At 47.2% G+C, this 25,252-nt stretch carries 28 protein-coding genes and 1 other annotated feature; of the genes, 18 read left to right on the top strand and 10 right to left on the bottom strand.

Features of this window, described 5'->3' with window-relative positions; all coding sequences use genetic code 11:
* The first annotated feature begins 123 nt into the window (after positions 1–123).
* Positions 124–216, top strand: a complete 93-nt coding sequence (locus C3B52_RS07575) for a YjcZ family sporulation protein (protein ID WP_103105455.1) — start codon at positions 124–126, stop codon at positions 214–216.
* A gap of 64 nt (positions 217–280) precedes the next feature.
* On the opposite strand, the gene C3B52_RS07570 is transcribed toward C3B52_RS07575, so the two are convergent.
* The gene (locus C3B52_RS07570; RefSeq protein ID WP_103105454.1) at positions 281–523 is read right to left on the bottom strand and encodes a stage VI sporulation protein F; all 243 of its coding nucleotides are present in this window, start codon (positions 521–523) and stop codon (positions 281–283) included.
* A gap of 187 nt (positions 524–710) precedes the next feature.
* On the opposite strand from C3B52_RS07570, the gene C3B52_RS07565 reads away from it, so the two are divergent.
* On the top strand, positions 711–1,637 hold the full coding sequence (locus C3B52_RS07565) for a S8 family peptidase (protein ID WP_103105453.1): 927 nt from the start codon (positions 711–713) through the stop codon (positions 1,635–1,637).
* 89 nt (positions 1,638–1,726) lie between these two features.
* Here C3B52_RS07565 and C3B52_RS07560 read toward each other — a convergent pair whose 3' ends face one another.
* Entirely contained in the window at positions 1,727–2,041 is a 315-nt protein-coding gene (locus C3B52_RS07560) for a hypothetical protein (RefSeq protein ID WP_164684717.1), read from the bottom strand.
* A gap of 85 nt (positions 2,042–2,126) precedes the next feature.
* On the opposite strand from C3B52_RS07560, the gene C3B52_RS07555 reads away from it, so the two are divergent.
* Both C3B52_RS07555 and C3B52_RS07550 read left to right on the top strand, forming a co-directional pair.
* On the top strand, positions 2,127–2,573 hold the full coding sequence (locus C3B52_RS07555) for a DUF188 domain-containing protein (protein ID WP_103105451.1): 447 nt from the start codon (positions 2,127–2,129) through the stop codon (positions 2,571–2,573).
* A gap of 1 nt (position 2,574) precedes the next feature.
* On the top strand, positions 2,575–3,243 hold the full coding sequence (locus tag C3B52_RS07550) for a phosphatase PAP2 family protein (RefSeq protein WP_103105450.1): 669 nt from the start codon (positions 2,575–2,577) through the stop codon (positions 3,241–3,243).
* Between the two features lie 3 nt (positions 3,244–3,246).
* Here the strand turns inward: C3B52_RS07550 and C3B52_RS07545 are convergent, their stop codons facing one another.
* Complete coding sequence (locus tag C3B52_RS07545; protein WP_103105449.1) at positions 3,247–4,128, bottom strand: LysR family transcriptional regulator; 882 nt, start codon at positions 4,126–4,128, stop codon at positions 3,247–3,249.
* Between the two features lie 135 nt (positions 4,129–4,263).
* On the opposite strand from C3B52_RS07545, the gene C3B52_RS07540 reads away from it, so the two are divergent.
* Positions 4,264–5,481 (top strand): MDR family MFS transporter, encoded by a 1,218-nt coding sequence (locus tag C3B52_RS07540; protein ID WP_103105448.1) that lies wholly within the window; start codon positions 4,264–4,266, stop codon positions 5,479–5,481.
* A 310-nt stretch (positions 5,482–5,791) separates the two neighbouring features.
* Here C3B52_RS07540 and C3B52_RS07535 read toward each other — a convergent pair whose 3' ends face one another.
* Positions 5,792–7,183 (bottom strand): amino acid permease, encoded by a 1,392-nt coding sequence (locus tag C3B52_RS07535; protein WP_103105447.1) that lies wholly within the window; start codon positions 7,181–7,183, stop codon positions 5,792–5,794.
* Positions 7,184–7,396: 213 nt separating this feature from the next.
* Entirely contained in the window at positions 7,397–8,794 is a 1,398-nt protein-coding gene (locus C3B52_RS07530; protein WP_123058850.1) for a sigma-54 interaction domain-containing protein, read from the bottom strand.
* 221 nt (positions 8,795–9,015) lie between these two features.
* Here C3B52_RS07530 and C3B52_RS07525 point away from each other — a divergent pair, with 221 nt between their 5' ends.
* Entirely contained in the window at positions 9,016–10,206 is a 1,191-nt protein-coding gene (locus C3B52_RS07525) for an ornithine--oxo-acid transaminase (protein ID WP_103105446.1), read from the top strand.
* A gap of 278 nt (positions 10,207–10,484) precedes the next feature.
* Positions 10,485–10,622, top strand: coding sequence for a sporulation histidine kinase inhibitor Sda (locus C3B52_RS07520; RefSeq protein ID WP_103105445.1), 138 nt, complete (start codon positions 10,485–10,487; stop codon positions 10,620–10,622).
* Between the two features lie 86 nt (positions 10,623–10,708).
* Here the strand turns inward: C3B52_RS07520 and C3B52_RS07515 are convergent, their stop codons facing one another.
* Entirely contained in the window at positions 10,709–11,215 is a 507-nt protein-coding gene (locus C3B52_RS07515) for a hypothetical protein (RefSeq protein ID WP_103105444.1), read from the bottom strand.
* 142 nt (positions 11,216–11,357) lie between these two features.
* Between C3B52_RS07515 and C3B52_RS07510 the strand changes: the two genes are divergently transcribed.
* The 4 genes from C3B52_RS07510 to C3B52_RS07495 all read left to right on the top strand — a co-directional run bounded on the left by C3B52_RS07510 (position 11,358) and on the right by C3B52_RS07495 (position 15,656).
* Positions 11,358–12,530, top strand: a complete 1,173-nt coding sequence (locus C3B52_RS07510) for a MalY/PatB family protein (protein WP_103105443.1) — start codon at positions 11,358–11,360, stop codon at positions 12,528–12,530.
* A 79-nt stretch (positions 12,531–12,609) separates the two neighbouring features.
* Complete coding sequence (glsA, locus tag C3B52_RS07505; RefSeq protein WP_103105442.1) at positions 12,610–13,542, top strand: glutaminase A; 933 nt, start codon at positions 12,610–12,612, stop codon at positions 13,540–13,542.
* A 93-nt stretch (positions 13,543–13,635) separates the two neighbouring features.
* Complete coding sequence (locus C3B52_RS07500) at positions 13,636–13,917, top strand: YlaN family protein (RefSeq protein ID WP_049740307.1); 282 nt, start codon at positions 13,636–13,638, stop codon at positions 13,915–13,917.
* Between the two features lie 105 nt (positions 13,918–14,022).
* Positions 14,023–14,257: a binding site (T-box leader), on the top strand.
* 64 nt (positions 14,258–14,321) lie between these two features.
* On the top strand, positions 14,322–15,656 hold the full coding sequence (locus C3B52_RS07495) for a sodium-dependent transporter (RefSeq protein ID WP_103105441.1): 1,335 nt from the start codon (positions 14,322–14,324) through the stop codon (positions 15,654–15,656).
* An 80-nt stretch (positions 15,657–15,736) separates the two neighbouring features.
* Here the strand turns inward: C3B52_RS07495 and cax are convergent, their stop codons facing one another.
* Entirely contained in the window at positions 15,737–16,780 is a 1,044-nt protein-coding gene (gene cax, locus C3B52_RS07490) for a calcium/proton exchanger (protein ID WP_103105440.1), read from the bottom strand.
* A 166-nt stretch (positions 16,781–16,946) separates the two neighbouring features.
* On the opposite strand from cax, the gene C3B52_RS07485 reads away from it, so the two are divergent.
* Complete coding sequence (locus tag C3B52_RS07485) at positions 16,947–17,204, top strand: hypothetical protein (RefSeq protein ID WP_103105439.1); 258 nt, start codon at positions 16,947–16,949, stop codon at positions 17,202–17,204.
* Between the two features lie 68 nt (positions 17,205–17,272).
* Here C3B52_RS07485 and sleB read toward each other — a convergent pair whose 3' ends face one another.
* Positions 17,273–18,049 (bottom strand): spore cortex-lytic enzyme, encoded by a 777-nt coding sequence (sleB, locus tag C3B52_RS07480; RefSeq protein ID WP_103105438.1) that lies wholly within the window; start codon positions 18,047–18,049, stop codon positions 17,273–17,275.
* 146 nt (positions 18,050–18,195) lie between these two features.
* Here sleB and C3B52_RS07475 point away from each other — a divergent pair, with 146 nt between their 5' ends.
* Entirely contained in the window at positions 18,196–19,824 is a 1,629-nt protein-coding gene (locus C3B52_RS07475; RefSeq protein WP_103105437.1) for a thiamine pyrophosphate-binding protein, read from the top strand.
* Positions 19,825–19,902: 78 nt separating this feature from the next.
* A complete protein-coding gene (locus tag C3B52_RS07470; RefSeq protein ID WP_103105436.1) occupies positions 19,903–20,241 on the top strand; it encodes an Asp23/Gls24 family envelope stress response protein in 339 nt (112 codons plus the stop codon).
* A gap of 101 nt (positions 20,242–20,342) precedes the next feature.
* On the opposite strand, the gene ftsW is transcribed toward C3B52_RS07470, so the two are convergent.
* Together ftsW and C3B52_RS07460 are read right to left on the bottom strand one after the other, a co-directional pair.
* Positions 20,343–21,512: a putative lipid II flippase FtsW gene (gene ftsW, locus C3B52_RS07465; protein WP_103105435.1), complete on the bottom strand. Its 1,170-nt coding sequence runs from the start codon at positions 21,510–21,512 to the stop codon at positions 20,343–20,345.
* Between the two features lie 72 nt (positions 21,513–21,584).
* Entirely contained in the window at positions 21,585–21,929 is a 345-nt protein-coding gene (locus C3B52_RS07460; protein ID WP_103105434.1) for a YugN family protein, read from the bottom strand.
* A gap of 167 nt (positions 21,930–22,096) precedes the next feature.
* Here C3B52_RS07460 and C3B52_RS38160 point away from each other — a divergent pair, with 167 nt between their 5' ends.
* The 4 genes from C3B52_RS38160 (at position 22,097) to C3B52_RS07445 (ending at position 25,147) form a co-directional block, all read left to right on the top strand.
* Positions 22,097–22,195 carry a putative holin-like toxin gene (locus C3B52_RS38160; protein WP_373419714.1) on the top strand — a complete coding sequence of 33 codons (99 nt, stop codon included), beginning with the start codon at positions 22,097–22,099 and terminating at the stop codon, positions 22,193–22,195.
* Between the two features lie 272 nt (positions 22,196–22,467).
* Positions 22,468–22,908 (top strand): CBS domain-containing protein, encoded by a 441-nt coding sequence (locus tag C3B52_RS07455; RefSeq protein ID WP_103105433.1) that lies wholly within the window; start codon positions 22,468–22,470, stop codon positions 22,906–22,908.
* Positions 22,909–23,041: 133 nt separating this feature from the next.
* Positions 23,042–24,091, top strand: a complete 1,050-nt coding sequence (locus C3B52_RS07450; RefSeq protein ID WP_103105432.1) for a MerR family transcriptional regulator — start codon at positions 23,042–23,044, stop codon at positions 24,089–24,091.
* Between the two features lie 336 nt (positions 24,092–24,427).
* Entirely contained in the window at positions 24,428–25,147 is a 720-nt protein-coding gene (locus C3B52_RS07445) for a thermonuclease family protein (protein ID WP_103105431.1), read from the top strand.
* Positions 25,148–25,252 lie beyond the last annotated feature (105 nt).

The raw sequence follows: 25,252 nt of genomic DNA, 5'->3' as shown, positions 1-25,252 counted from the left end.
GCTTTCCTCGGTCAGCAATACAACGAATATCCCGATTTGGGTGCTTGTATGGGCAATCGTCCAATCATGATTGGTTATGCGCACATACAGTATAACTAGTTGCTGACAAAGGAGGGAAAGCGAATGAGTAGCCTGTTTAACGGCGGTTTTGACGACTTTGCTTTAATACTGGTGTTGTTCGTATTGCTGACAATTGTTGGATGTGCTTGCGACTAAAATCTTGTATCGTTCTTAGTTTGGCAAAGCAAAAGGGAGAGCAGCCGCTCTCCCTTTTGTTTTTTTATCCTAATTTCTCATGAACTTGTTTTTGGACACTGGAAATTTGCTTGTCGGATAATTTAACTCCTACAGCCTTGCTCACTTTTTTTATCAGGCTTTTCAATTTTTTATCATCCTTCAAGTCTTTTTTCGAGTAGCCTTTGGCCAGCGACTTGATATCCTTCATTTTCCATTTCTTTTTGCTTTTTTTATTGATTTTCTTCAACAGATCACTTGTCTTGCCTTTGCTTTTTTTCTTTGCCATAGTAGATCGCTCCCATCCTATGAAATACGCCTGCCCTATGCAGTTATATGGGAGCGTGCTGTTATTTGCTTGGACATATGGCTACTGTATTTCGCCTATTTTGGCAGGCGTGTGTATTTGCCCAAACCCACCAAGGCAGTACGAACATAGGATGAGGCAGAGCATTGCATGACAGGAGGCTAGAGAATTGAAAATAATCAGCTTTCAAAAAAATATGCCGTTTCAAGAGATTGTCGCCGAAATAAAAGCAAATGTCATGGGGAAAGCAGAGAAGCTGCCTTGGCGCTGCTTCCATGATTTATCCTGTATGTGTGTCAATCAAAATGTGTATGAACGCCATCACAAGCACTTCAGCAAATATCAGGCAACGGTCGAGGAAAATGTAACCATCAGTGTCCATGCCGAAGGAGAAGATGAAGTGCCATGGGGTGTGAAATATGTAGGTGCACAAAAGCTATGGCGCAAAGGCCGTGGAGCAGGTGTGAAGGTGGCAGTTATTGATACAGGTATCTCCCGGGAGCATTTTGATTTGAGGGATCAGATAAGAGGCGGCGTCGATCTTGTACGCGGCAGACAAAACGGACATGGTACCCATGTAGCAGGGATCATCGTCGCTGAATTAAATCAGAGGGGCATCGTTGGCGTTTCGCCTGAAGCAGAAATCTATGACGTGCGGGCGTTTGGGGAAGCCGGAAAATCATCCTTGTCCACGATTTTGCGTGCGATTGATTGGTCAGTAGAAAATCAAATGGATATTATCAATATGAGCTTCGGGATGCCTCAATACAGCGAGGCATTGGCGCGGGCGGTAGATAGGGCGAGCGAGCGTGGAGTGGTCATGGTCGCATCTGCAGGCAACAATGGAGGAGAAGTGGAGTATCCTGCCCGATACAAAAATGTTGTGGGTGTCAGTGCGATCGATCAAAAGGGAAAGCTGGCGTCGTTTAGTGCACGCGGTGCGGGGGCAAATACAAAGGCTCCTGGAGTTGAAATTTTGTCTACGTGGCCAGGGAATCAGTTTAAACAACTAAATGGCACATCGATGGCAGCTCCGCATGTTACAGGGCTGATGGCGCTTGAATTATCACGAAAACGAAAAACACCTACGTCGTAACGACGTGTGCTCATCCGGCCATACACGAAAGCCCCAGGACTGCTCCGGGGGCTTTTTTGCATACATATTCGTATAGGGTGGTCACATTGTCATTGATGCATTTTCGTTTCGTGGTCTTGCTGGACACGGAACCATATATTAAGATCATTAATGACACTGGCCAATTCGTGAATTTCACTGTTCAATTCGCACGAACGAGCAAAATTCTCCTCTTCAGACATTTGCTTGGTTTTATCGATAATCACGGTTTCCACTCGAATGATTTGGTCAGGGATGGTCGCACGGATTTCTTCCCATTCCAGCAAAATGTCAGCTCTCTCTGCGGAAGAATATTCTTCCCACTCCAGGCCAAGCGCAGGAAGGCGAATGCCCAGTCGTTCATCAAGTATAAACTGATAGCGCAAAGGTAATCTCACTCCTCTCCACAACCATCATACCAAAAATGGAGCTAGACGGGGAGAGAAAAAAGCGCGCGGAAGGTGGAAAACAATGCAGGAAAAACGCGTGCTCATTGATGCAGATGCGTGTCCGCGACAAGCACTTATCATTGCACAAACGCTATGCAGGGAGCTTGGCTGGAAATGTGTGACGTTTGCCAGCTACAACCATCAAATTGGCTCTGATAACCACGTCACGGTGGATGCTGGCCCGCAAGCGGTCGATATGAAGCTGGCGAATGAGACACGTGCTGGAGACATTGTGGTCACACAGGATATCGGCCTTGCTGCTTTGATTCTTGGAAAAAAAGGATTGGCGCTAACACCACATGGAATGATCTTCGACCCACAACGAATCACCTTTCATTTAGAAGAACGTAACGAAAAGGCTCGTTTTCGGCGGGGGGGAGGACGCACGAGAGGACCTGCCGCTAGGACGAGAGAGGATGATGAGCGATTTGCAGAGTCGCTCCAATTAGTAATGGGTAAAGGAGAGTAATATGAGATCGAGAAAAAACGAGACGTGCTTGATCGTTTGGGCTTTTTTGTTTGCGATTTTGTCAGCGGTCATGCTCATTTTGTATACGAGAAATGCCGTATCGAAAATGGATGAGGCAGCCTTTGCGCTGGTAGCAGATATTCGTACGGATGGCTTAACTGTATTATTTCATTTTCTTACGCATTTTGGCGGTGGCACTGTATTGGCTCCATTGGGGGTAGTGCTTGTCATTGCTTTTTTCATAAAAGGACATCGGGATAAAGCGATGCTGGTCATACTGACACTCGGGGTATGCGAGTTAGTGAACGAAGTGATGAAGCTGATGTTTGCTCGGACTCGCCCAGACGGATTACATCTGATCGATTTGCCAACCTCGTTCTCCTTCCCCAGCGGTCATGCAATGGTCGGTTCAGCCTTTTATCTCATGCTCGCCTATTTGATAAGTCGCTGGGGGCAGGAAAAGCGCTGGTCACACTATGTGCAGCCTGTTGCCCTGATTTTTATCGTTATGGTAGCTGGCAGCCGTGTGTATTTAGGCGTCCATTATTTAAGCGATGTATTAACGGGCTTTGCGCTTTCGATGTTTTGGTATTTTGTCGTGCGTATCGGACTTGCGAGGTGGGAGGGTAGACGCCATACGCTCACCCATCCATTGCAGCAATCTCAATAGAACCTAAGTCGAATATCCCCATTCTTTCATCAGACCCAGCCATTTTTCTACGCTGGGTTTGTTCTTTTTGTCTTTGGGCAGAACGATATACGCAGACCGTTTCGGTGGCTTATTTCCGGTAATAATTAATTCCTTTAATGTTCCTGCAGCCAGATCAGCTTTGACAGCTGAGCGGGTCAAAAGGCTTACGCCAACACCTTCCTTGATCAAATCAATCGCAAGCTCCGCTTTGTCAACCGTCAGCTTAGGCACATAGTTGCGCGGCAGCGTCTGTCTGATCCATTCGTTGAACGGGGGACCCCAATTCATATAGAGAAGAGGCATATTGCGCAGCTCGCGGGAATCTACATGAGTCGCGGAGGTGATCGAATTGTCCGGAGCACAGACCAATACAACCTCGTCCTCCCAGGTAGGGATTACATCAAATGTGGGGAGAGATGGTGGTACATAGACAATCCCGATTTGTATGACGTTGTCCAGCAAGTATTGGATAACATCTGAGGAATGTCCGGTTTTTGTACTTATCGCAATTTGTGGGTAACGGTAGTGGTATTCCTTTAGGATCGGCTCTAGGGTGGAGGTCCAGATGGCATTCAGGCTGCCGATAGACAAATAATCTTCATAAGGCTGTAGGGATGCTACCTCATTCAGTGCTTCATGAGAAAGCTTGAGGATTCTCTCAGCGTAGGGCAACAGCGTCAACCCGGCTTGAGTGATCTCCACACTTCGCTTGTCCCGAATGAAGAGAGGCTTACCTACTTTTTCTTCCAGTTGTTTTATGCGCATAGTCACAGTAGACTGAACCAAATGGAGCATTTCCGCCGCTTTGGTAAAATTCTTCGTCTGGGCCAACGTGTAAAAAGCGCGCAATTGTTCGAAGTCCATAAGGTGAGAATCCCTCTTATCTAAATATTTGATTACAATATACAAAATTGTTCGTTTCTCAAATTATACCCTGTTATTTAAGCTGGGGATATCCCTATTTCATGTAGGGTATTGAGAGAGCGAGGGGTATTTACGATGAAACGGGAAATATGGAGAGAAACGCCGTTTTCAGTAAAATTGCTGTTAACTACATCCTTTTTAATGAATTTAGGATTTTATGCGTTAATCCCATATCTCACTCTATATTTAACTGGCAGTATCGGCTGGACACTTGCCATGGCTGGATTTGTTTTGAGTGTGAGACAATTTTCCCAGCAGGGCTTTGCTTTTTTGGGCGGAGTGATGGCAGATGTTTTTGGATACAAAGGCGCAATGGTTCTTGGTATGGGGATTCGTGCCGTCGGATTTGCCATGTTTGCCTTCTGTACAGAAACATGGCAATTTTTTGTAGCTGCTATCTTGTCAGGCTTGGGCGGAGCACTTTTTGATCCAGCGGGATCGGCGGCTTTTGCGGTTTTGACTCCTGATTCCATTCGCAAAGAGGTATTCGCGTTTCGGAATGTATTAATGAATATTGCAGTCGTCGGCTCCCAAATTGTAGGGACTGCCTTGTCTGCCGTTGATTTTACGTACTTATCGTTATTTGCAGGCGGAATGTTTGCCATTAATGCCATCCTCTCTTTTGTGCTACTGCCGCCAATCGCAGCAACAAATACGCGGCATAGTGTGTGGGAGAGCATGTCTATCGTACTGAAAGATCGGCGCTTTGTGCGCTTTACGATTATATTGATGGGCTATTACTACCTGAATATGCAGGTTTTCTTAACAATTCCGATGCTTGTAGAGGATGTGACCCATAACAAAGCGTACGTCGGGATTGTACTGTCTGCCCTATCACTGTTTGTCATCCTGTTTCAAATGAAAGTGACACAGTGGCTTGAGGGCTACCAGCAAAGACTGACGTTAATCGGTATAGGTACACTTGTGATGAGCATGGGACTGTTCCTCTTTACCTTTGCTGACTCGCTTTGGATGCTTTTGGTTGACGTATTCCTCTACGCATTGGGTACGATGATTGCGGTGCCGAATTTGGTTGATGTTGTTCCGCGTTTTGCTCCCAAAGAGCTTGTAGGTGCGTACTACGGGTTTAATGGCTATTCGATTGCAATCGGAGGTTCGCTCGGGCAGGTTGCTGGCGGCTGGGTATACGACATTGGCTTCAGGCTCCAGACCCCATGGCTTCCATGGACCATCTGTCTCGTTGTCGGGTTGGTGGTGGCGTGGATGCTGTATCAGATGGAGCGCGATACTGGGCAGATCGGAAATGATTATCCAAAGATTGCACGTTCATAAAATTGACACCGAAAAAAATCGGGCGGAATTGAAACATTTTCCATCGGAAGTACGTATATAACGGTAGAGATGACTGGCGTATGAAAGAGAGGGAATCAGATATGGAAGATATGAAGAAGCTAAAAAAGATGTTACTGGTAACAAGTTCCCTTGGATTCGCTGTATTTGCGATGGTAGTGATTACAGAGATTGTACGAATTTCCTTGTAACACGAGCGATAGGAAAAGCATAGAATACAAAAAGCTTGCAGCTTCTACAAAGAGCTGCAAGCTTTTCTTTTGGTTCCAAAGATCATGTTCGAGAGCGTGAATTAGCTCGTTGGCTCCAGCTTTTTCTTATAGTGAAGCTGGTAAACGATGATCGCGATAATCATAAACGGAATACCGCAGTAGAGGGCAATACGCTGCTCTGGATCGAAAGCAAGGCTGACCAACACTGTCAGGTTCAACACCAAAGAAACAATAGGGACGATCGGATAAAGCGGTGTACGGAACTTGAGATCCTCAAGCTTGCCGCCATTTTTCAAGTAGTGGCGACGGAAGGCGAGCTGAGATGCTGATATCGAAATCCAGCCTACTTGTGCACCTAGTCCCGCAATCGACAGCAGAACCATGAACACCGTGTTTTCTGCAAAAAAACCGGACAACAGGGACAAAAGCGCAATGGCAAACGTAATCGAAAGCGCATTCATTGGAATGCCTTTTTTATTTACTGCAGCGAGTTTTTTGGAAGCCATTCCTTCATTAGAAAGGGCATAGAGCATCCGGGTAGCTGCGTACAGTCCTGAGTTTGCTACGGACAACAGAGCAGTCAGAACGACAAAGTTCATAATATCAGCAGCATACGGAATACCGATACTATCGAATACGACAACAAAAGGACTCTCAATCACACCAGCTTGCTCGTGTGGAATCATACCAGCCAAAATGAAAATTGCAAGAATAAAGAACACGAGTGTACGCCAAACCGTATTTCGGATCGATTGTGGAATCGTCTTCTCAGGCTCCTTGCTTTCCCCAGCAGCGATACCGATAAGCTCTGTTCCTTGGAAGGAGAAGTTCACCGTAATCATGGTCATCAACAGACCCGTAATTCCGTGGGGCAGCAAAGGCGAATTCGTGAAATTCGAGAACATCGGTGCCGGCTGTCCGTTTTTCAAATCAATCAGACCAAACATCGCGGCTCCACCTAAAATGATAAACAAGATGATAGCGCTTACTTTAATGCTGGAAAACCAAAATTCGGATTCACCAAAAGCTCGCGCTGACAACGCATTCAACAGGAAAAGAACACCACCAAAAATAGCACACCACATCCAGACGGGAGAGTCAGGGAACCACCGCTGCATCAACAATCCAGAGGACAACAGCTCAAGAGCGACCGTTACCGCCCATCCTAACCAATACAACCAGCCTACACCAAAACCGAGAGAAGGACTGACGAAGCGCGTCATGTAGGTCTGAAACGAACCGGACACGGGCATCGCTACGGTCAATTCCCCAAGGCATAGCATCGTCAGATACATGATAAAGCCACCAACTAGAAAGGAAAGAATGGTTCCAATAGGTCCAGCCTGACTGATTGTATAGCCAGAACCGAGGAACAATCCGGTTCCTATAACCCCTCCGAGAGAAATCATGAAGAGATGTCTACTACTCATGCTGCGTTTTAGTTCATTTTGTTGTTCATGGCTCGTGTTCATATAACCCTCTCCTAACGCAAAAAATATAGCATGAATGAATACGTTTTCAAGCGTGATATATGCATAGCAAGAATGATACCAAAAGAAAGACGCAGATGAAATCAAGCGTGGAGTGGAAGTTTATGGATAAAGTGCAAAAAAATTTTTCGTTCTTGTGCAAAATAATTAAAAAAACGCCAAATAATTTGGCGTTTTATGAAAAAAGATTGAATTTTATCCCTTCATACCTAATTTTCGCAAACGGTATTGAAGACTTTGCCGACTGATTTGTAGTTCTTTGGCAGCGCGTGAAATATTTCCATTGTAACGGTCAACGACATGGTGAATGTAGGCAGTTTCAAATTCCTGCATTGTTTCCTTTAACGAGCGGCCGTCCTCGGTGAACGAAAGGATTGGTGTCTGCTGCTCTGGAATGACGACTGAATTGGCGGGAGCGCGTCGCAAAAAATGGAGAGGCAAGTGATCGTAGCGTATCGTTGTTTCATCGATCATTAAATTCATTGCGCCTTCGATCAAGTGCTGCAGCTCGCGCACATTTCCAGGCCAATCATGCTCCCGGAAAAAGTGCAAAACATCATCACTTACACCAGTCACTTCCATTTGAAACAGTTCATTATATTTTTCAATAAAGTGCGAAGTCAGCACAGGAATATCTTCTTTTCTCTCCCGCAGAGGTGGCAAAAACAACGTGACAACTCCCAGACGGTAATAAAGGTCTTTTCGCAAATGCTGATTGGCAATTGCCTCCACGGGGTCTTCATTGATAGCGGCAACGATGCGAACATCGATGGAACGGTCTTTTGTGTCGCCAATCCGGCGAATGGACTTCTCCTGCAAGGCACGCAACAATTTTGCTTGCAGTGGCATACTAAGCGAGTTGATTTCATCGAGAAAAAGCGTCCCGCCCTCAGCCTGCTCGAACAAGCCCGGTCGCTCAACCGCCCCAGTAAACGCACCACGAGCGGTCCCGAACAAGAGACCCTCAATCAGACTGTCAGGCAGTGCTGCACAGTTTTGGGAAATGAGCGGCCCGGATGCCCGCAGGCTAGCGTTGTGTATGCTTTGCACAAACAGTTCCTTGCCCGCGCCCGTTTCACCTACAACCAATACGGAGGATGAGGTTCGCGCAGCCCGTTTGGCATTTTCAATCACATCGAGAATGGGGGTACTTTTCCCGATGATTTGCTCAAACGTGTACCTGGAGCCATTTTTTTGCAACAGGTTTTCACGAATGAGACGTTCCATTTTGGTTACGTCATTGGCAATTTCCATAGCGCCAACGATTTGTCCGTTCTCCACGATGGGATACGTATTGTTAATGGTTGTAATTTCTTTTTGCTTGTCATTAAAATACGTTTGTCTTGTATTGCGAATACTATTTCCAGTTCGTAAGCAGGTGAGCAGCGTGCTTTCTTGACCGTTTGGAAACTGAAATACTTCAGACAAAGGCTTGTGCAGGACGTCCTGTCTCGCCATGGATTCTAATTCCGTCATTTTTTGATTGTAAACAATCGTAGTGCCCAGAGCGTCAATGACATGCACGCCTTCATTCATTCTGTCCAATATATGTTCGTAGATGCGCAAAAACGTGTCGAGTGTAGAAGGGGACATCGAAGACGACACAATAATTCACCAGCCTTTCCTCATAGAAATATCATAACACGAAAAAAAGATGGTGCAAAATGTTTATGCACCGCGTTAATCAGAAAATGTTGCATGCAAAAATATTTTGCGTTAAATTCGCTGAATCTGCGTGATTTCTAGTGGGTTTTAAGTTGGCATTGATCTTGCAAAGTAAATAATGGCAAGTGACATTGAAGGAGGACATTCACATGGGAAAAACACAAGTTGTTATTGATCAAACAGAAAAATTCGGTGCGCGCAACTATAATCCGCTCCCAATTGTTATCTCCAAAGCTGAAGGCGTATGGGTTGAAGATCCAGAGGGCAACAAATACCTCGATATGCTCAGTGCTTACTCCGCACTGAATCAAGGTCACCGCCACCCACGCATCATCCAAGCGCTGAAAGATCAAGCAGACAAAGTTACCTTGACTTCTCGTGCTTTCTATAACGATCAATTGGGTGAATTCTACGAAAAGCTGTCTGCCCTGACTGGAAAAGAAATGATTCTGCCAATGAACACAGGTGCTGAAGCTGTTGAGACAGCACTGAAAGCCGTTCGTCGTTGGGCATATGATGTGAAAAAAGTACCTGAAAACCAAGCAGAAATCATCGTTTGTGAAGGTAACTTCCATGGCCGTACAGTAACTGTAACGTCTTTCTCCTCTGATGAAGGCTACAGACGTGGTTTTGGTCCTTTCACACCTGGCTTCAAAATCATTCCTTACGGCGATATCGAAGCACTGAAACAAGCGATCACTCCAAATACAGCAGCATTCATGCTGGAACCAATTCAAGGGGAAGCGGGTATCCTCATTCCTCAGGATGGTTTCCTGAAACAAGCACAAGAGCTGTGCAAAGCCAATAACGTACTCTTGGTATGTGATGAAATCCAAACTGGATTTGGCCGTACAGGTAAAATGTTCGCAAGCGATTGGGAAGATGTTAAACCAGATATGTACATCATGGGGAAAGCTCTTGGCGGTGGTGTGTTCCCAATCTCTGCAATCGCAGCTGACAAAGAAATCCTCAGTGTATTCGAGCCAGGCTCCCACGGTTCTACATTCGGTGGAAACCCACTGGGTTGTGCGGTAGCAATCGCTGCTATGGATGTATTGGCTGACGAAGGATTGGTTCAACGCTCCCTTGAAATGGGTGAGTACTTCATTGGTAAACTCCGTGAAATCAATAACCCAGTGATCAAAGAAATCCGTGGTCGTGGACTGTTCATCGGTGTGGAGCTGACAACAGCAGCACGTCCTTATTGCGAGCAACTGAAAGAATTGGGACTGCTTTGCAAAGAAACACATGAAACAACGATCCGTTTCGCACCACCACTCATGATCAGCAAGGAAGATCTCGACTGGGCAATCGAACGCATCAAAAAAGTGTTGAGCTAATCAATGAAGATGAGAAAAAGCCGTTCCCTAGGGAATGGCTTTTTTCATGACAAAAATATGTCAAAAAGTTTTTGAGAATCGTTCGACAAAATTTGACAACATGTGGATAAGACTGGAAGAAAAATCCACATCGTCCCCTCTCGCTTTTGATCAGTTACACACAAATTGCCCACAAGTTACTAACAAGATGTCCACATGAGTTGTGGATATCAGAACGGTTGTTCGTTTTATAAGCATCTGTTACAATGGGCTCATAAACGAGATGGAGGTGAGCAAAGGTGAAATACTTGAGCGACCAAATGTTGATAGAAGTATATCATCGAGCTATCGACCTTCAACTAGATTCTGCTTTTATTGACCTGCTCAAAGCAGAATTAAAGCATCGAGAGATTCGAATTGGTCAGGTTAGTGCTTAACTCCAAAAAATATTCAATTGAAATTTAACATGAAAGCCATCCCTATTCTTAGCGGATGGCTTTTTCTTTCCTAAAAAAGAAAGCAGCTATGGAGCTGTTATGAATTCAAGTGCAGTGATTCCAGTCAACGGTTCTTCCTTTGCGAGCAGTGTTTCAGGCAGATAGAAGTATACGGGACCGTTTTCTTTAATCGGCCTACCGTCCTTGGAAAATTGCAAGATGGCACGTCTCGCTTCCTCTAGAGGAAGGATGACGGACTCTTGATTCTCGCGGTGAAGACGAACATGTGTCGCTTCTGGCAGTGGCTGCGCATTTGTAATAAAAGGGGCCAAGTGGATGCCGTACTCGCCCTCCAGTACTTTACGCTCTTCTGCCAGCGTACGTCGCTCCTGTGGCAAGGTTGCGCCCTCACGAAGCTCCTTGTCCCATTGTGTACCGGTTCCTTGCAGATATTTGGCTTGCTTGGACAAATCTGTATCAGTTTCACCCGTATAGGTGGAAAGATCAAATTTTCTCTCATCAAAAACCCAGACAGTCGGATCTAAGGTAATAGGGAAAGAGACGGCCCCTTTAAACACGATTACGTCAGACATGAGGCAAACCTCCAATATGTAGTAGCGTACCTGATTTATTGTACCGCAGGGGTAGAGAGGAGGCAAACAGCGATTACACTTGTCCATGGAATGAAAAAAAGTATATTCTGAAAAGTAGAAAACGATGAAGAGGTGAAAGCGAGTGAGATACAGCTTTGATGAGCGAATCGATCGAACAGGTACTAATAGTGTAAAGTGGGAGACAAATCACCCGGATTATAATGCGGAGGGAATGCTGCCATTATGGGTGGCAGACATGGACTTTGCCTGCCCGCCAGAAGTGACGGAAGCGTTGATTAAAAGAGCTTCCCACCCGATTTATGGCTATCCGATGAAGCAGGCAGCCTTTTATCAGAGCTTGCAGGAATGGATCCAGAAGCGTTTTGGCGTCACGGTAGAACAGAGCTGGATGACGGGGATAACGGGAGTGGTGCCAGGCCTGCATGTCGCGATCGAGGCTTTTACGCAAGGGGGTGAAAAGGTATTGATTCAGTCACCAGTCTATCACCCCTTCTTTCATGCAGTCACAAATAGAGGGCGTCAGGTAGTTACCAGCTCTCTCGTTCAGAACGAGGGGCGCTACGAAATGGATTGGGACGATCTGGCGAAAAAATTAAGTGATCCTGCTGTAAAGCTGATGCTCTTGTGCAGTCCGCATAATCCGGTTGGACGTGTGTGGACCAAAGAAGAGCTGGAAAGGCTGGGGACGCTATGTGCGCAGCAGGGAGTGATCGTTGTGGCAGACGAGATTCATGCAGACCTGATACTCAAAGAGGGCAGCCACACGCCGTACTACTCCCTGTCGCCTGAGCTTTCCAAAAACAGCGTTACTTTTTTGTCAGCGAGCAAGACCTTCAATCTCGCCGGATTGTTCACCTCCTATTTGTTAACAGAGAATAGCCAGCTGCTGCGAGATTTTTCACGGACAGCCTCCAAAATGGGCTACGAAAATTTGAATTTGTTCGGAATGGAAGCTACGATTGCGGCGTATCGACATGGTGAGGCGTGGCTGGAGGAGCTGCTTGTCTATTTGAAGGGAAATGCAGACTATCTGAATCGATTCTTAGCAGACAAGCTCCCAGAAGTTTCGATGGCAGTTCCGGAGGCTACCTATCTCGGATGGATGGATTTTCGCTCATTGGGCTTGTCTCAGTCAGAGCTAAACAAGCTGCTTCGTCAGGAAGCGAAGCTGGGGCTACACGACGGTGTCACATTTGGTCCCGAGGGAGAGGGCTTCCAACGAATTAATTTTGGCTGCCCCAGATCGATTCTGATCGAAGCCATGGAGCGGCTCGCGAGCGTAATTCGTAAGTAGGGTGCCAGCATTTGACAGTGACCCTTTTGATATCTACAATTTACATATGACAACTGTGAGTGGCAAGAGGAGAGAGCTTATGGACAGAGCTTTGGCAACAAAGCAATTGGAAGATGTTTTGAATCAGGCATCCGCTTATACGAATAAAGGCAGTGTCGCAACGTACATTCCGGAGTTAGCCAAAGAGGACCCGAAGCAATTGGGTATCAGTGTCTGTTTTTCGGATGGAACGTTATTATCAGTTGGGGATGTAGATGTTCGCTTCACGCTGCAAAGTATCTCCAAAATTTTTTCGCTCATCATCGCGCTCTGCCAAAATGGCCAAAAGCATGTGTTCGAGCGAGTGGGAAAAGAGCCTACGGGAGATCCGTTCAACTCTATTATCAAGCTAGAGACGATCAAGCCGCACAAGCCGTTAAATCCGATGATCAATGCAGGAGCTATCGCGGTTGCGGGTATGATCCAAGGAAAAAATATAGACGAGCGGTTGAATAGTGTCTTGGACATGCTTCGCAAAATGACGGGAAATCCGAGCATTTGTGTGAATGAAGCAGTCTACTGTTCGGAGAAAAGGACAGCTGACCGCAATCGAGCACTCGCCTGGTTCCTAAAGGATAGCGGCATTTTGACCACGGATGTAGAGGAGACCTTGGATCTATACTTCCGTCACTGTGCGATAGAGGTAACGGCCAAGGATGTTGCCAGGCTGGGAATGGTCCTCGCCGCAGACGGAATGGATATGCAAACAGGGGAGCGGTATTTCCCTGAGGAGGTTGCACGTATTTGCAAGACCTTCATGGTAACTTGTGGCATGTACAACGCTTCGGGAGAGTTTGCCATTGATGTTGGCATACCAGCAAAAAGCGGCGTCGCTGGCGGGATTATGGCGACGGTGCCTCAGAAAATGGGAATTGGGGTTTTTGGACCTACTTTGGATGAAAAAGGAAACTCGGTTGCTGGAGTCGAGCTGCTCAGGCTACTCTCAAAAGAGTGGAAACTTGGTATCTTTTAGCTTCTTGCAGTTGTTCGTTCTTCGCCCCTTTTCAAATGGCCCAGAATAACGTACTATGTATGTTAAGGATGGAGGCAAACGGAGGGATAGGTTTTGACAGAAATTAAGGTTCCCGATCTGGAACAAAAAGCGCTAGCGTTGCTTCAAGCAGACGCAGACAAGATTTATAAACTGATCGACGTACAGATGGAGAACCTGACTATGCCGCAGTGCCCACTGTATGAAGAGGTACTAGATACTCAGATGTTCGGGCTTTCCCGTGAAGTAGAGTATGCAGTACGCCTAGGACTTATTGGTGAAGAGATCGGCCGGGAAATTATGGGGTCCCTGGAACGCAAATTGGCTCATCTCCATGAATTGTATAATCAGAAGTAAAAGCGAGGAGAGCAAGCGATATTCCTCGCTTTTCATTTTGTCTAAAAAAAGAGCTTGATTATTTTTTGTGTGTATATTAAATTTGTAACTATGTTTTTTATTGTGGAAAATGCGATGATGGAGACTAGTACACGGATCGTCCACTTGACAGGGAGAGGCTGCCAGAGACTGTAAGCAGCTTTGAAGTGTGACCGTAGAATTCCCTCCAGAGCAGTTCTCTGAAAGTCTCTGACCAATAGGAGAAAATCGGGTCATTCCGTTATCGATGATCAAGTGAGGCATGGAAAGAAGTAACTCTATGCTTAATCAGGGTGGTACCGCGAATAAACTCGTCCCTTTTGTGGACGGGTTTTTTTTGTTTTCTACAAACAACATGATAGACCTACAGAGGAGTGAAAATGGTTATGAAACAAACCGAGCAATGGACGAGCAGGCTAGGCTTTATTCTAGCTGCAGCAGGTTCAGCAATCGGTCTGGGAGCAATCTGGAAGTTTCCTTATATCGTAGGAACGAGCGGAGGCGGGGCTTTTTTTCTTTTATTTTTGCTGTTTACTGTGGCAATTGGCCTTCCGCTGCTACTCGGGGAGTTCACGATTGGACGGAGTACCCAAAAAGAGGCCATTTCCGCTTATCGAACGATTGCCCCAGGTACTTTGTGGCATTGGGTAGGGCGTCTGGGTGTGATCACCTGCTTTCTACTGCTTTCGTTCTATAGTGTGGTAGGGGGCTGGATTTTGTCCTATTTGCTGCGCGGTCTGACTGGTCAAATTACAGGTCCTCACTATGACACGTTATTCGGAGAGGTTATTGCTGACCCGATTGGCGCTGTGGCTGCGCAACTGGTATTTATGCTGATCACAGCCTGGGTAGTAGCTCGTGGAGTGCAAAGCGGGATTGAATCAGCCGACAAATACATGATGCCTGCACTTTTTATTTTATTTGTGGTGTTGATGGTTCGCTCTCTGACGCTGGAGGGAGCAATGGAAGGGGTCTCCTTCTTTTTGCGACCTGATTTTTCCAAGCTGGATGCCCAATCGATTTTGTATGCCATGGGACAGTCCTTCTTTTCCCTGAGTGTCGGGGTATCCGTAATGGTAACGTACAGCTCTTATTTGGCCAAAAATGAAAGTCTCGTGCGTTCTGCTGGCTCCATTGTCAGCTTGAACGTATTTGTTTCCTTGTTTGCGGGTCTTGCGATTTTTCCAGCTGTTTTTTCACTTGGAGTCGAGCCTACAGCAGGGCCAGGATTGCTCTTTATCGTTCTGCCATCTGTGTTTGAAAAGCTTGCATTCGGTAGCTTCTTCCTGCTGATCTTTCTGGCACTGTTCCTGTTTGCAACCTTGACCTCAGCCTTTTCCATGCTCGAGATCATTGTGGCGTCTCTGGCCAAAGGAGATGAAGCCAAGCGAAAGCGTCTATCTTGGTTGATTGGCTTGCTCATTTTCGCTGCCGGAGTCCCTTCTGCGCTTTCCTTTGGTATTTGGAGCGAGTTTACTCTGTTCGGCAAGTCGATCTTCGATGCGGTTGATTTTTTGGTCAGCAATTTGTTGATGCCGCTCGGAGCATTGCTGATTGCGATCTTCGTTCCATTCAAAATGAAACGCGAGGTCTTGATCGCAGAATTGCAGGCGGATTCCCGTTTGGGCAAAAAGCTGTTTGTAGTTTGGCTGCTCTTGCTCAAATACGTAGCTCCGCTGGCAATTATTTTCGTCTTTTTGAATACATTGGGGATTCTGTAGCGAGATATACAGTAGAAAGGACTGCTGGGCTTGATCTAAGCCACCTGCAGTCCTTTTTTTAAACATGCGTGACCAAATGCCTAGGCAAAGAAAAAAGCGGTCCCTAGGATGATGTAGACGGTAAGGAGGAGGACACCCTCAAACCAGTTTGTGGCCCCGTCTTTGGTGATGGATATCGTGATAAAGGTAGCGACTCCGATTGCAGCGAGTTCAAATGGAGAAAAGACGATGTCCATAGGCTTGCCAATCAGCAGGCTGACTAACACGAGGGTAGGAGCCACAAAGAGAGCAATTTGCAAGCTGGAGCCGATCGCAATTTCAACGGCTGCGCCAATCCGGCCCTTCAAAGCCATTAACATGGCTGCGCTATGCTCAGCAGCGTTTCCGATGATGGCGATCACAAAAGCACCGACGAACAGCTCAGACCACCCCAGTGACTGTGAAACGTGCTGGACCCCATGTACAAGCCATTCGGATACAATCGCAACGAACACGGTAGAGACGGCCAGCATGATAATGGAAACGCCTTTGGACCATACGGCTTCACTGCCATGCGGTTCGATGTCTGATAAAAAATCACTGTGAGTGACCATCGAAAATACGAGCCACAGAACATAAGCGATGATGAGTAGAGCGGCAATGACAATGCTTAAGGTCTCAATCTTGACTGGTGGCAGCTCCTGCATAAAGACAGCAGGGATGAACAAGGCAACAATCGCCAGCGTCATCAGCGACGCGTTGTGTCCAGCCAGTCTGCTGTTAAAGGTCTGCTCTTTGTATTTAAGACCACCCAAAAATACGCTAAGCCCAAGTACGAGCAGCATATTCCCGATAATCGCCCCTGTGATGGAGGCTTTGACCATGTCAAAAAGCCCTTCTTTCACGAGAAAAAAAGCGATGATCAGCTCAGCTGCGTTGCCAAAGGTGGCATTGAGAAAGCCACCAATGCGATCTCCCGCGTAGTGAGCTACGCTCTCGGTTGATTTGCCTAACCACGCAGCCAAAAAGATGATGGCGAGCGAGGAGGTTGCAAATTGAAACATCTCATTTTCGGTGAAATAATGGGCGAATGCAGCCAAAAGGAGAGAGGCACCCACCAGTGTAAAAAAGAGCCGCAAGTTCATTCGATCACCTCGTCTGTATGAATGGTTGATTGGATAAGGGCAGAGTAGATAGTTTACCCTATGCACAAAAAATCACCATATCCTTCTGGATTTTTGTCCAGGTAGGTATAGGGTTCCTCTAGTGGAAGAAACTAAACAGTGAATGAAAAATTGGGAGGTGGCTCGTATGACAAAGCCTTTACTGTGCCCGACGTGCAAGTCAAATCGCATGAGATTTACCGTCATCGAACAAACACCACGCTATATGCGCCTCGATCCACAATCGGGCGAAGTGGTAGCGGAGCTAAGCTCGGAACAGCTGGACATGTTTCACCAGCCGTACAAAGGTGAATCCTATATGGTTCAATGTGGGGTATGCGGGACGACAGAGCCGGAAGAACGCTTCGTAAAAATGGCTCAGCACGTGCAGAATCAACGATCCTAACATGGCAAAGACACAAAAAGAAAACAGGCACGTGGTCAATGACGACCGTGCCTGTTTTTTGTTTGATTCTAGCGGCAGAAAATATGTCTGCCGATCTTTTTGATTTGTGGACGGCTCCAAATCCAGCCAGAGGTAGCGGTATCCGGGTTGAAGTAGTAAATGGCGCCTCCGGTAGGGTCCCATCCTTTCAGGGCATCGTTCACGGCCTTTTTGGACTGCTCGTTTGGCGTCAGCCAGATTTGACCATCTGCCACTGCTGTAAAGGCACGCGGTTCAAAAATGACACCGGCAGGCGTGTTTGGAAACGCCGCATTCTTGGTTCGGTTCAAGATAACAGCGGCAACAGCCACCTGGCCGATGTACGGTTCGCCACGCGATTCACCATAAACAGCATTGGCCATTAAACGTAAATCATTCTCAGAGATTCCCGCGGCACGATAGGTTTCTTTTTTGGGAGCACTTGGTGCGCTCGGTGCACTCGGTGCTGCCTGCGAGGTTTCCGGAACGCCTAGTTCAGCGGCGGTTGGTTTGTATTGTGTTGTGGCATTGTATAGCTTTACTTTTGTTTTCGGACCAAGCACTCCGTCTACCTTCAACCCAAACTCGTATTGAAAGTTGCGCAATGCCCAGTAAGAGCGCCAACCAAAAATGCCATCCACTTTTCCGGTATAGAAGCCCAAAAATTTCAGTCGTCCTTGCATTTCGCGGACGTCCTTCCCTTCCGCTCCTACCTTGACGATTTGTTGGCTGAAGGCATCAGAGCGCATTGGCAAAACCACTACAGCAGTCGTGACTAAAATTGCAACAACGACAACAGCCATCAGCCATTTGAAAGGCTGCTTCATGGCAAATCCTCCTTCTTTAGGGTGCAACAACACCCAGATGATAATTGTTAGGTTACCCAAATTCCGTCAGCCAGCCTTAGTAAAAAGCTGGGGATTGTGTAGACTAGCGGATGACAAACTCACTTGAATAACAGGGAGGCAGACGGATGAAGGTAGCCCAGTTTATCACCGTGCAGTTGGTTCAGTGGGGAGTAACGCGGGTATACGGTGTAGCAGGAGATGCCATATTTGCATGGCTGGATGCTTTAGGACGCCAGGACAAGCTTGAGTACATAGCGTGCAAGCATGAGGCTGCTGCCGCAATGATGGCAAGCGCGGAGGCAAAATTGACGGGGAGACCAGCCGTTTGTACGGCTACGATGGGGCCAGGTGCAATTAACCTGTTGAACGGGCTGGCAGATGCTTACTCTGATCGCGTACCGGTCATTGCCATAACTGGACACGTAGAGACGAAAAAGCTGGGGGGAGGCTATAAGCAATACATCCCGCTAGAAGATGTGATACGACCCATCGCGCGTTACTCGACTACCGTCGTCCATCCGCAGGCAATAGGGGAAGTTATGCACAAAGCATTTGTTTGTGCGATGCACCAAAAAGGGGTAGCACATGTGGCCATTTGCAAGGATGTCTTTGAACGGATGACAGATGCTCCACTTGTTCCAGAGCTGCCACGTGTAACTGCGGCTGTACGCCCAGACCGTTTAGAAATGGAATATGCACAAGAGCAGCTTATGAATGCGAAAAGACCTCTCGTCCTGCTTGGGATCGGGGCGAGAGACACAGCACAAGGCTGCCGCCAACTGGCTGAACAACTGGGGGCTGGTATTTTGCTGACGCTTGGGGCAAAAGGGATTCTGGAGGATTCTCATCCGCTCGTTTTGGGTGGCTTGGGTGAAGGGGGAAGCGAGACAGCACTGCTTGCTTTGGCAGAGGCTGATGTTCTGTTGATTTTAGGGGCGAGCTGGTTCCCGCGAGCTTTTTTGCCAAAGGAGCTGGCGATTGTTCATGTAGATACCAATCCTGAATCGATTCACGCCCACCCCAAGCTGCAGTCGGTGACGGCAGATTTGGATGATGTGCTGTCTTTATGGCTGAGGCGTTTAGAATCTCGTCGAATAGACCAAGCTTGGGAAGAACAGGTAGAGCGATGGCATGCCCGCTTTTGGGAGGAAACACAGCAGATTACAGAGCAACAGCCAAATGAATTGGTAAAACCAGAAACATTGTTCCATACACTCGGAAAAGTGGTGGAGGAGGATGCGATCATCGTGCTTGATACTGGGGAGCATACTATCTGGTTTAACCGGGCATTTCGTGGGACACAGCAAGTTCCTCTATTCTCTGGTAAATGGCGCACGATGGGATTTGGTCTGCCCGCTGCCATTGCGGCCAAGCTCACGCATCCAGAAAAACAGGTGGTTTGCGTGACTGGCGATGGCGGATTCCAGATGAATCTTCCCGAGCTGATGACTGCAGTGGAACAGCATACGGACTTTGTGCTCATCGTCGTGAATAACGGGACTCTTGGTCTAGAACAAATGAAAATGGTACAGGCAGGATATCAGCCATTTGGTGTAAGACTGCACAACCCTGATTTTGTGTTGTGGGCAGCGGCTTGCGGTGTCCAGGGGCAGATCGTGGAGAGTGTGTCGTCCCTAGAACAGCAATTGAAGCAGGCGCTTTCTAGCGGGCGGTTGACGCTGCTTGATGTACACTGCAGCGCACCGACATTGACCGAGAGAAAAAAACAAATTCCCTTCCAAGCCCAAGCTTGATTTGTTTATAATGAGTAAAAAGGTAAATGGACCCAGATAGGGAAAGCAAACTATTCGGGCGAAGAGGAGGACGTCCAGATGGCTGACAGGCTCGGTGATATTAGAGTTGCAGATCAAGTGATTGCAGTCATTGCTGGAGTGGCGGTTGAAGAAGTGCTTGACGTATCTGTTCGATCCGGTGGGCTGTATCAGGATTTGGCTAAGAAAATCAATGGAGGGGCAAAAGGGATCACGGTGTTTGTCACAGACGATAGAGTCACCATTGATATGCGAGTGTCTGTGCGATACGGAGCGCCGATTCACCAAGTGTGTCACACGCTGCAGGAGAAGGTAAAGGAAGCTGTGGAAGCATTGACTGGCCTTTTCGTAGAGGCGGTAAACGTCCGTGTCGAAACGATAGAAATCAAAAATCCATAAGCAAGAACGAGTCAATGGAAATGGGTTCGCTTTCTCACGTTAAAATAAAACGACCTGCGTAGTTGGCAGGTCGTTTTTCATTTGCAGTTTTCATCCGCACACTACATGGAATATGGCTGCTTCTGCAGCTGCTCGTCCACCTTTTGCCTGCTTACTTCCCTAGAAACACTCAGGAGGAAGCCTGTGGAAATGAGACAGACGAGAAGCGAAGAGCCCCCGTAGCTGATAAACGGAAGAGGTACCCCTGTAAGCGGAATAAATCCGGTTACGCCGCCGATATTCAGGATGGCCTGAAGTCCGATCATACTGACCACACCAATCCCTGCAAGGCTGGCAAACGGGTCTTTAACCCGTAGACAAATGTGAATGCCGCGCAACAAAAACAAGAGGTATACCAGCAAAAAGAGGGAGGAGCCGATAAATCCAAGTTCTTCTGTAATGATGGAGAAAATGAAATCGGTGTGCCTCTCCGGCAGGTACAAATACTTTTGAATGCTTTTTCCGAATCCGGTACCTGATAGTCCCCCGTGGGCGATGGCAATCCATGACTGAATGATGTTGTACCCGGTGTGCATCGGATCGCTCCAAGGGTCCATGTACGAGTTAATACGATCCAGGGCGTGCTGCTTGGTAGAGATATACCCCGTCAGGGCAATGGTGACAGCAGGTCCACCAAGCAAGATGAGGTGGCGAATCTTGACGCCTCCGCAGATCATCACGATCAATGAGCTCCCGAGAAGAATGGCCGCAGTCCCTAAGTCAGGTTGAATCGCAATGAGAAGAAAAAAGATCCCGGTAACGACCAAGGGTGGCATCAAGCCAGATTTTAGCTTGCGCACACCTTCCCCCTTTTTCGCGATGATTGCAGCCAAATACAGGATTAGTCCCAGCTTGGCAAACTCGGCAGGCTGTAAGTTGAACGAACCAATCTTAAACCAGGAGCGTGCCCCGTTAATATATTGACCAATCCCGGGAATCAAAACCAGAAGCAAGGCCAGGAAGCTAACCATGGCAATCAGCAAAAAATTGCGCTTGTAAAAGGAGAAGGGGATGTTCATCGCAATCAGCATCCCGACCACACCAATCAGCAAAAAGCGGATTTGCCGTTTGACAAAATACAGCTCATCGCCACCACAGTAAGAGCAGCCGTTGGAGGTAAAGCTGGTCAAAGCAAAAATAGAGCTGGAGCTGAGTACCATCGTGATGCCAAAGCCGACAATCAGGGCGGTTAAAAACAGGAGCAAAAAATCAGGAACGCCCCTCGTCTTCATGGTAAAACCCCCCTCTACGTGAAACAGAGAGGGGAGTCCTCTCTGTAACGCAGTGCATTTTCGATTTGAATTTTAGTGCGAAGACAGTTTTTCTTTCAGCATTTGCAGCTTGAGCTTCGCCGTTTTCACAGCAGAGTCAGGCATCGGGAAGTCATAGTCCAGTCCGTGCGGGAACAGGTGCTTACCCATGTAAGGCTCTTCCAGCTTGAGAACAGCATGGGTATCTTCCAGTTTGCCTTGGGTCACGTTTGCTTCGATACGCAGATAGAAAACGTTTCCTTTATCTTGGATTTTATAGTCGTATGTAGCGTGTTTGTAATCCCAAGCGCCGCGGTCAAATCCGAGCTCGCTCATGTAGTGCTCCAGATCGGCGAAAAAGACTTCTTTAGTGCCAACCCCAGTGTCTTTAATAACCATCCTATTTCCTCCTACAAATGGTGATATTCACTTATTCATCATAGTCTGTTTTTGGAAGAATCGCAATGGATAACTCGGTATTGTGGATGGATGACCATGATTGGTTAGATATGGTATAATTTGTTACTACAATAGTTCGGTTTCTCAAGGGCGGTCGGCATCCCCGAATGAGAGGGGGTGATACCATGACAGTATTCGAGGCACTAAGTCTAATGTTGACATTTGGGACTTTAGTAGTGATGCTGTCTTCTAGTCGAAAAAAGTAGACCTCCCTTGAGCTAGACAGCCAGGAGGTCTACGAGCTGGTACTGTGAGCCGACTCCCATGTAGGAACGACTGTTGTAGCTTACGGCCGTAGGGGTGATGAGGCACCCTTGCGGCCTTTTTGGCTACATTCACAGAAACCATGCTTCCATCTTAACATAGGGGGTGTGTCTTCTCTAGTCAGAAAAATCATGACACACGTCCCGGTTGGCGCATGAAACGATAGGTAGCAGGACACACTACAATCGTTCATTAGCAAAAGGAGGAGACTGACATGGCGAAAGTAGAAAACCGCACATTGCGTGAGATTATGACGAAAGATGTCGCTACTGTGACGCTTAAGGATAATGTGTACGAGGTAGCTTGCAAGATGCGCGACTGGAACGTCGGTGTCATCCCTGTAGTGGATGAGAAGCAAGATGTGATCGGGGTCATTACAGACCGTGACATCGTTATTCGTGGACTTGCTGAAAAGCATGAGGGCTCTACTGCGACAGAAGTGGTCATGACACGTGATATCATTCTTGGTCAACCAGGAATGACTGTGGATGAAGCAGCGAAGATTATGGCTCAGCACCAAATTCGCCGTTTACCCGTTGTGGAAAATGGCAAGCTGGTGGGGATTGTAGCTCTTGCTGACATGGCGATTCGCCAGGTCCACCATGACGAGGCAAGCGATGCGCTGCAGGAAATTTCCGAGCCAGCGACTCATTAAGGAAAAATAACTATACAAGTCAAGCGGAAAAGCTGTTGGACGTATCCAAGCAGCTTTTTCTTTTTGGACTTTACATTCACGTAACGGTAAGGTTTATGATACAAAGGAAGAAATCATGCGGGAGAGGAACCTCATGCAAATCAAGGACATTGCACGACGTTTGCATATTACACCGCGCGCCATCCGTTTTTATGAAGAAAAAGGACTGATTCAACCCAAAAAGGCGGATGAATCTGGTTATCGCTATTTTTCAGAAGAGGATGTTTGGCGTTTGCAGACGATTATTACATTGCGAGAAGTGGGAATGCCCATCGATGATATCCGGGAGCTTTTGCAGGAGCAAAATGAAACGGAAGGCAGCCTCCTTCATTATTTGGAGCTACAGCGCTCCTTTATGTACAGTAGATGGGTAGAGATGAGCAAGGTGATATCGACTACCGAGGCGATGATTGAAAGAGTGAAGCGTGATGACAGGATCGATCCAGGTGCCTTGTACGAGTTGGCAGAAGCGAACAAGCGGCTTCGTGAAACCCGGGATAATTGGGTGGATCGCTGGAATTTTAATCACATCGCAGACAAGTATGACGAACTGGTGACCCGTGAACACGATGGATTCAATACACACGCGTTTTATAATGAAATCTTAGATCAAGTAGTCGAGGCAGTTGCCCCGACGCCCGGTGAGTCTGGGCTGGATGCGGGAACGGGGACGGGGAATCTCGCTAGTCGTTTTATTAAAAAAGGAGTCCACATGAGTGGTTTTGATCAATCCCCTCAGATGCTCCTACAATGTCGACGTAAATCTCCTGAGGTGGAAACCAAGCTCGGCACTTTTTTTGCTTTTCCGTTTCTTGAAAATGATTTTGATTTTGTGGCTACAAGCTATGCCCTGCACCATTTGACAGATGATCAGAAGCAGCTTGCCTTGGCAGAATGCCGCAGGGTTTTAAAGCCAGGGGGCAGGCTGATTATTGCGGACTTGATGTTTGTGGATCAGGAGCATCGCAGCTCTCATTTGGATCATTTGCGCCAGCAGGGTAACGAAGAAGCCATTTCGCAAATCCTAGACAGATGCTACGCTGATCGATCACGTATGCTGGCAGAGCTTGATTCATTGGGCTTCGTTACGGAGGTAAGGCAGTTAACCACATATGTCCACTTGATCTGGGCGAGGCTCGGGTAGAACATCCTTTTCATATTTGGGCTCTTCCATGTAATGACACGTGTCTAGTCTGTTGCATAGGCTGTAGCGAGAAGGAAAGGGGGACTCCGCTATGGGTCTATTCGACGGTTTCTTTGACCGAGATAATGATGAGCTATTGTGGATTATTATCGTTGTGGTCGTTCTATTGTTCTTATTTAACTCCGATCGCGACTAAGAGTGCTCGTATAGACAAAACGACCTTGAGCAAGGTCGTTTTTTTCGGTTTCCTCGTGTCATTTCCTCCGGGTATTGACCGAAGCCTTTTCTTCCACTACTCTGGAAAACAATGCAACAATGAAAAGGGGAAGGGAAGAAATGAAGCGTTGGACGTTTTGGATCTGCCTGATGATGGTGGCGATCATGCTGGGAGCCTGTGCTTCTAGTGGACAGCCGCAGGCAAATGGACAGATGGAGGCCACAGTAAAACGTGTGGTCGATGGAGATACGTTTGAACTCGAAAATGGAGAAAAAGTGCGGATGATTGGGATGGATACTCCCGAGACAGTCAAGCCCAACCATCCTGTAGAGCCATATGGAAAAGAAGCAAGTAATTTTACAAAGGAGCTTTTGACGGGGCAAAAAGTCACATTGAAGTTTGACGTAGAACCGTATGACAAATACAAGCGGCTGCTCGCGTACGTTTACTTGTCTGATGGTACTTTTGTGAATGAAAAGCTGGTTCGTGATGGGTATGCCCACATCATGACGATTCCGCCAAACGTGGCCAAGGCCGATTTGTTTTTGGAGGCAGAGAGGGAAGCGAGAGAACAGAACCGCGGTTTATGGGGGCTGCAAGACGAGAATAAAGCAGACTCCAAAAAGAAAGAGAATCAGCCAAAGAAATCGGCAAAGGAGTCTGCGAATAAAGCGGAGCAGCCTCCAGAAGGAAAATTGATCAAAGGCAACATTAACTCCAAGGGAGACAAAATCTATCACGTTCCAGGATCCGCCAGCTACGAACAGACGAACGCCGAGATGTGGTTCGCAACGGAAGAAGAAGCGCAGGCGGCGGGCTTCCGCGCACCAAAGCGGTAGATTTCCAATGAACTGCAACGAAATCAATAAAAAAAGTTGGCCCTATCTGTTTCTAACGGATAGGGTTTTTGTATATTTTGTCGAAGATTTCAACATATTGTCAAT

This window comes from Brevibacillus reuszeri (assembly GCF_002897295.1).
Classification (GTDB): domain Bacteria; phylum Bacillota; class Bacilli; order Brevibacillales; family Brevibacillaceae; genus Brevibacillus; species Brevibacillus reuszeri_A.
The sequence above is the reverse complement of the archived record's forward strand: the minus strand, read 5'-3'. Positions and strand labels throughout refer to the sequence as shown.

Excerpts from the sequence above, each read along its gene's own strand:
- C3B52_RS07575 (WP_103105455.1), top strand. The coding sequence starts at position 124 with ATGAGTAGCCTGTTTAACGGCGGTTTTGACGACTTTGCTTTAATACTG.
- C3B52_RS07570 (WP_103105454.1), bottom strand. The coding sequence starts at position 523 with ATGGCAAAGAAAAAAAGCAAAGGCAAGACAAGTGATCTGTTGAAGAAA.
- C3B52_RS07555 (WP_103105451.1), top strand. The coding sequence starts at position 2,127 with ATGCAGGAAAAACGCGTGCTCATTGATGCAGATGCGTGTCCGCGACAA.
- C3B52_RS07550 (WP_103105450.1), top strand. The coding sequence starts at position 2,575 with ATGAGATCGAGAAAAAACGAGACGTGCTTGATCGTTTGGGCTTTTTTG.
- C3B52_RS07545 (WP_103105449.1), bottom strand. The coding sequence starts at position 4,128 with ATGGACTTCGAACAATTGCGCGCTTTTTACACGTTGGCCCAGACGAAG.
- C3B52_RS07540 (WP_103105448.1), top strand. The coding sequence starts at position 4,264 with ATGAAACGGGAAATATGGAGAGAAACGCCGTTTTCAGTAAAATTGCTG.
- C3B52_RS07535 (WP_103105447.1), bottom strand. The coding sequence starts at position 7,183 with ATGAACACGAGCCATGAACAACAAAATGAACTAAAACGCAGCATGAGT.
- C3B52_RS07530 (WP_123058850.1), bottom strand. The coding sequence starts at position 8,794 with ATGTCCCCTTCTACACTCGACACGTTTTTGCGCATCTACGAACATATA.
- C3B52_RS07525 (WP_103105446.1), top strand. The coding sequence starts at position 9,016 with ATGGGAAAAACACAAGTTGTTATTGATCAAACAGAAAAATTCGGTGCG.
- C3B52_RS07515 (WP_103105444.1), bottom strand. The coding sequence starts at position 11,215 with ATGTCTGACGTAATCGTGTTTAAAGGGGCCGTCTCTTTCCCTATTACC.
- glsA (WP_103105442.1), top strand. The coding sequence starts at position 12,610 with ATGGACAGAGCTTTGGCAACAAAGCAATTGGAAGATGTTTTGAATCAG.
- C3B52_RS07495 (WP_103105441.1), top strand. The coding sequence starts at position 14,322 with ATGAAACAAACCGAGCAATGGACGAGCAGGCTAGGCTTTATTCTAGCT.
- cax (WP_103105440.1), bottom strand. The coding sequence starts at position 16,780 with ATGAACTTGCGGCTCTTTTTTACACTGGTGGGTGCCTCTCTCCTTTTG.
- C3B52_RS07485 (WP_103105439.1), top strand. The coding sequence starts at position 16,947 with ATGACAAAGCCTTTACTGTGCCCGACGTGCAAGTCAAATCGCATGAGA.
- sleB (WP_103105438.1), bottom strand. The coding sequence starts at position 18,049 with ATGAAGCAGCCTTTCAAATGGCTGATGGCTGTTGTCGTTGTTGCAATT.
- C3B52_RS07475 (WP_103105437.1), top strand. The coding sequence starts at position 18,196 with ATGAAGGTAGCCCAGTTTATCACCGTGCAGTTGGTTCAGTGGGGAGTA.
- C3B52_RS07470 (WP_103105436.1), top strand. The coding sequence starts at position 19,903 with ATGGCTGACAGGCTCGGTGATATTAGAGTTGCAGATCAAGTGATTGCA.
- ftsW (WP_103105435.1), bottom strand. The coding sequence starts at position 21,512 with ATGAAGACGAGGGGCGTTCCTGATTTTTTGCTCCTGTTTTTAACCGCC.
- C3B52_RS07460 (WP_103105434.1), bottom strand. The coding sequence starts at position 21,929 with ATGGTTATTAAAGACACTGGGGTTGGCACTAAAGAAGTCTTTTTCGCC.
- C3B52_RS38160 (WP_373419714.1), top strand. The coding sequence starts at position 22,097 with ATGAGAGGGGGTGATACCATGACAGTATTCGAGGCACTAAGTCTAATG.
- C3B52_RS07455 (WP_103105433.1), top strand. The coding sequence starts at position 22,468 with ATGGCGAAAGTAGAAAACCGCACATTGCGTGAGATTATGACGAAAGAT.
- C3B52_RS07450 (WP_103105432.1), top strand. The coding sequence starts at position 23,042 with ATGCAAATCAAGGACATTGCACGACGTTTGCATATTACACCGCGCGCC.
- C3B52_RS07445 (WP_103105431.1), top strand. The coding sequence starts at position 24,428 with ATGAAGCGTTGGACGTTTTGGATCTGCCTGATGATGGTGGCGATCATG.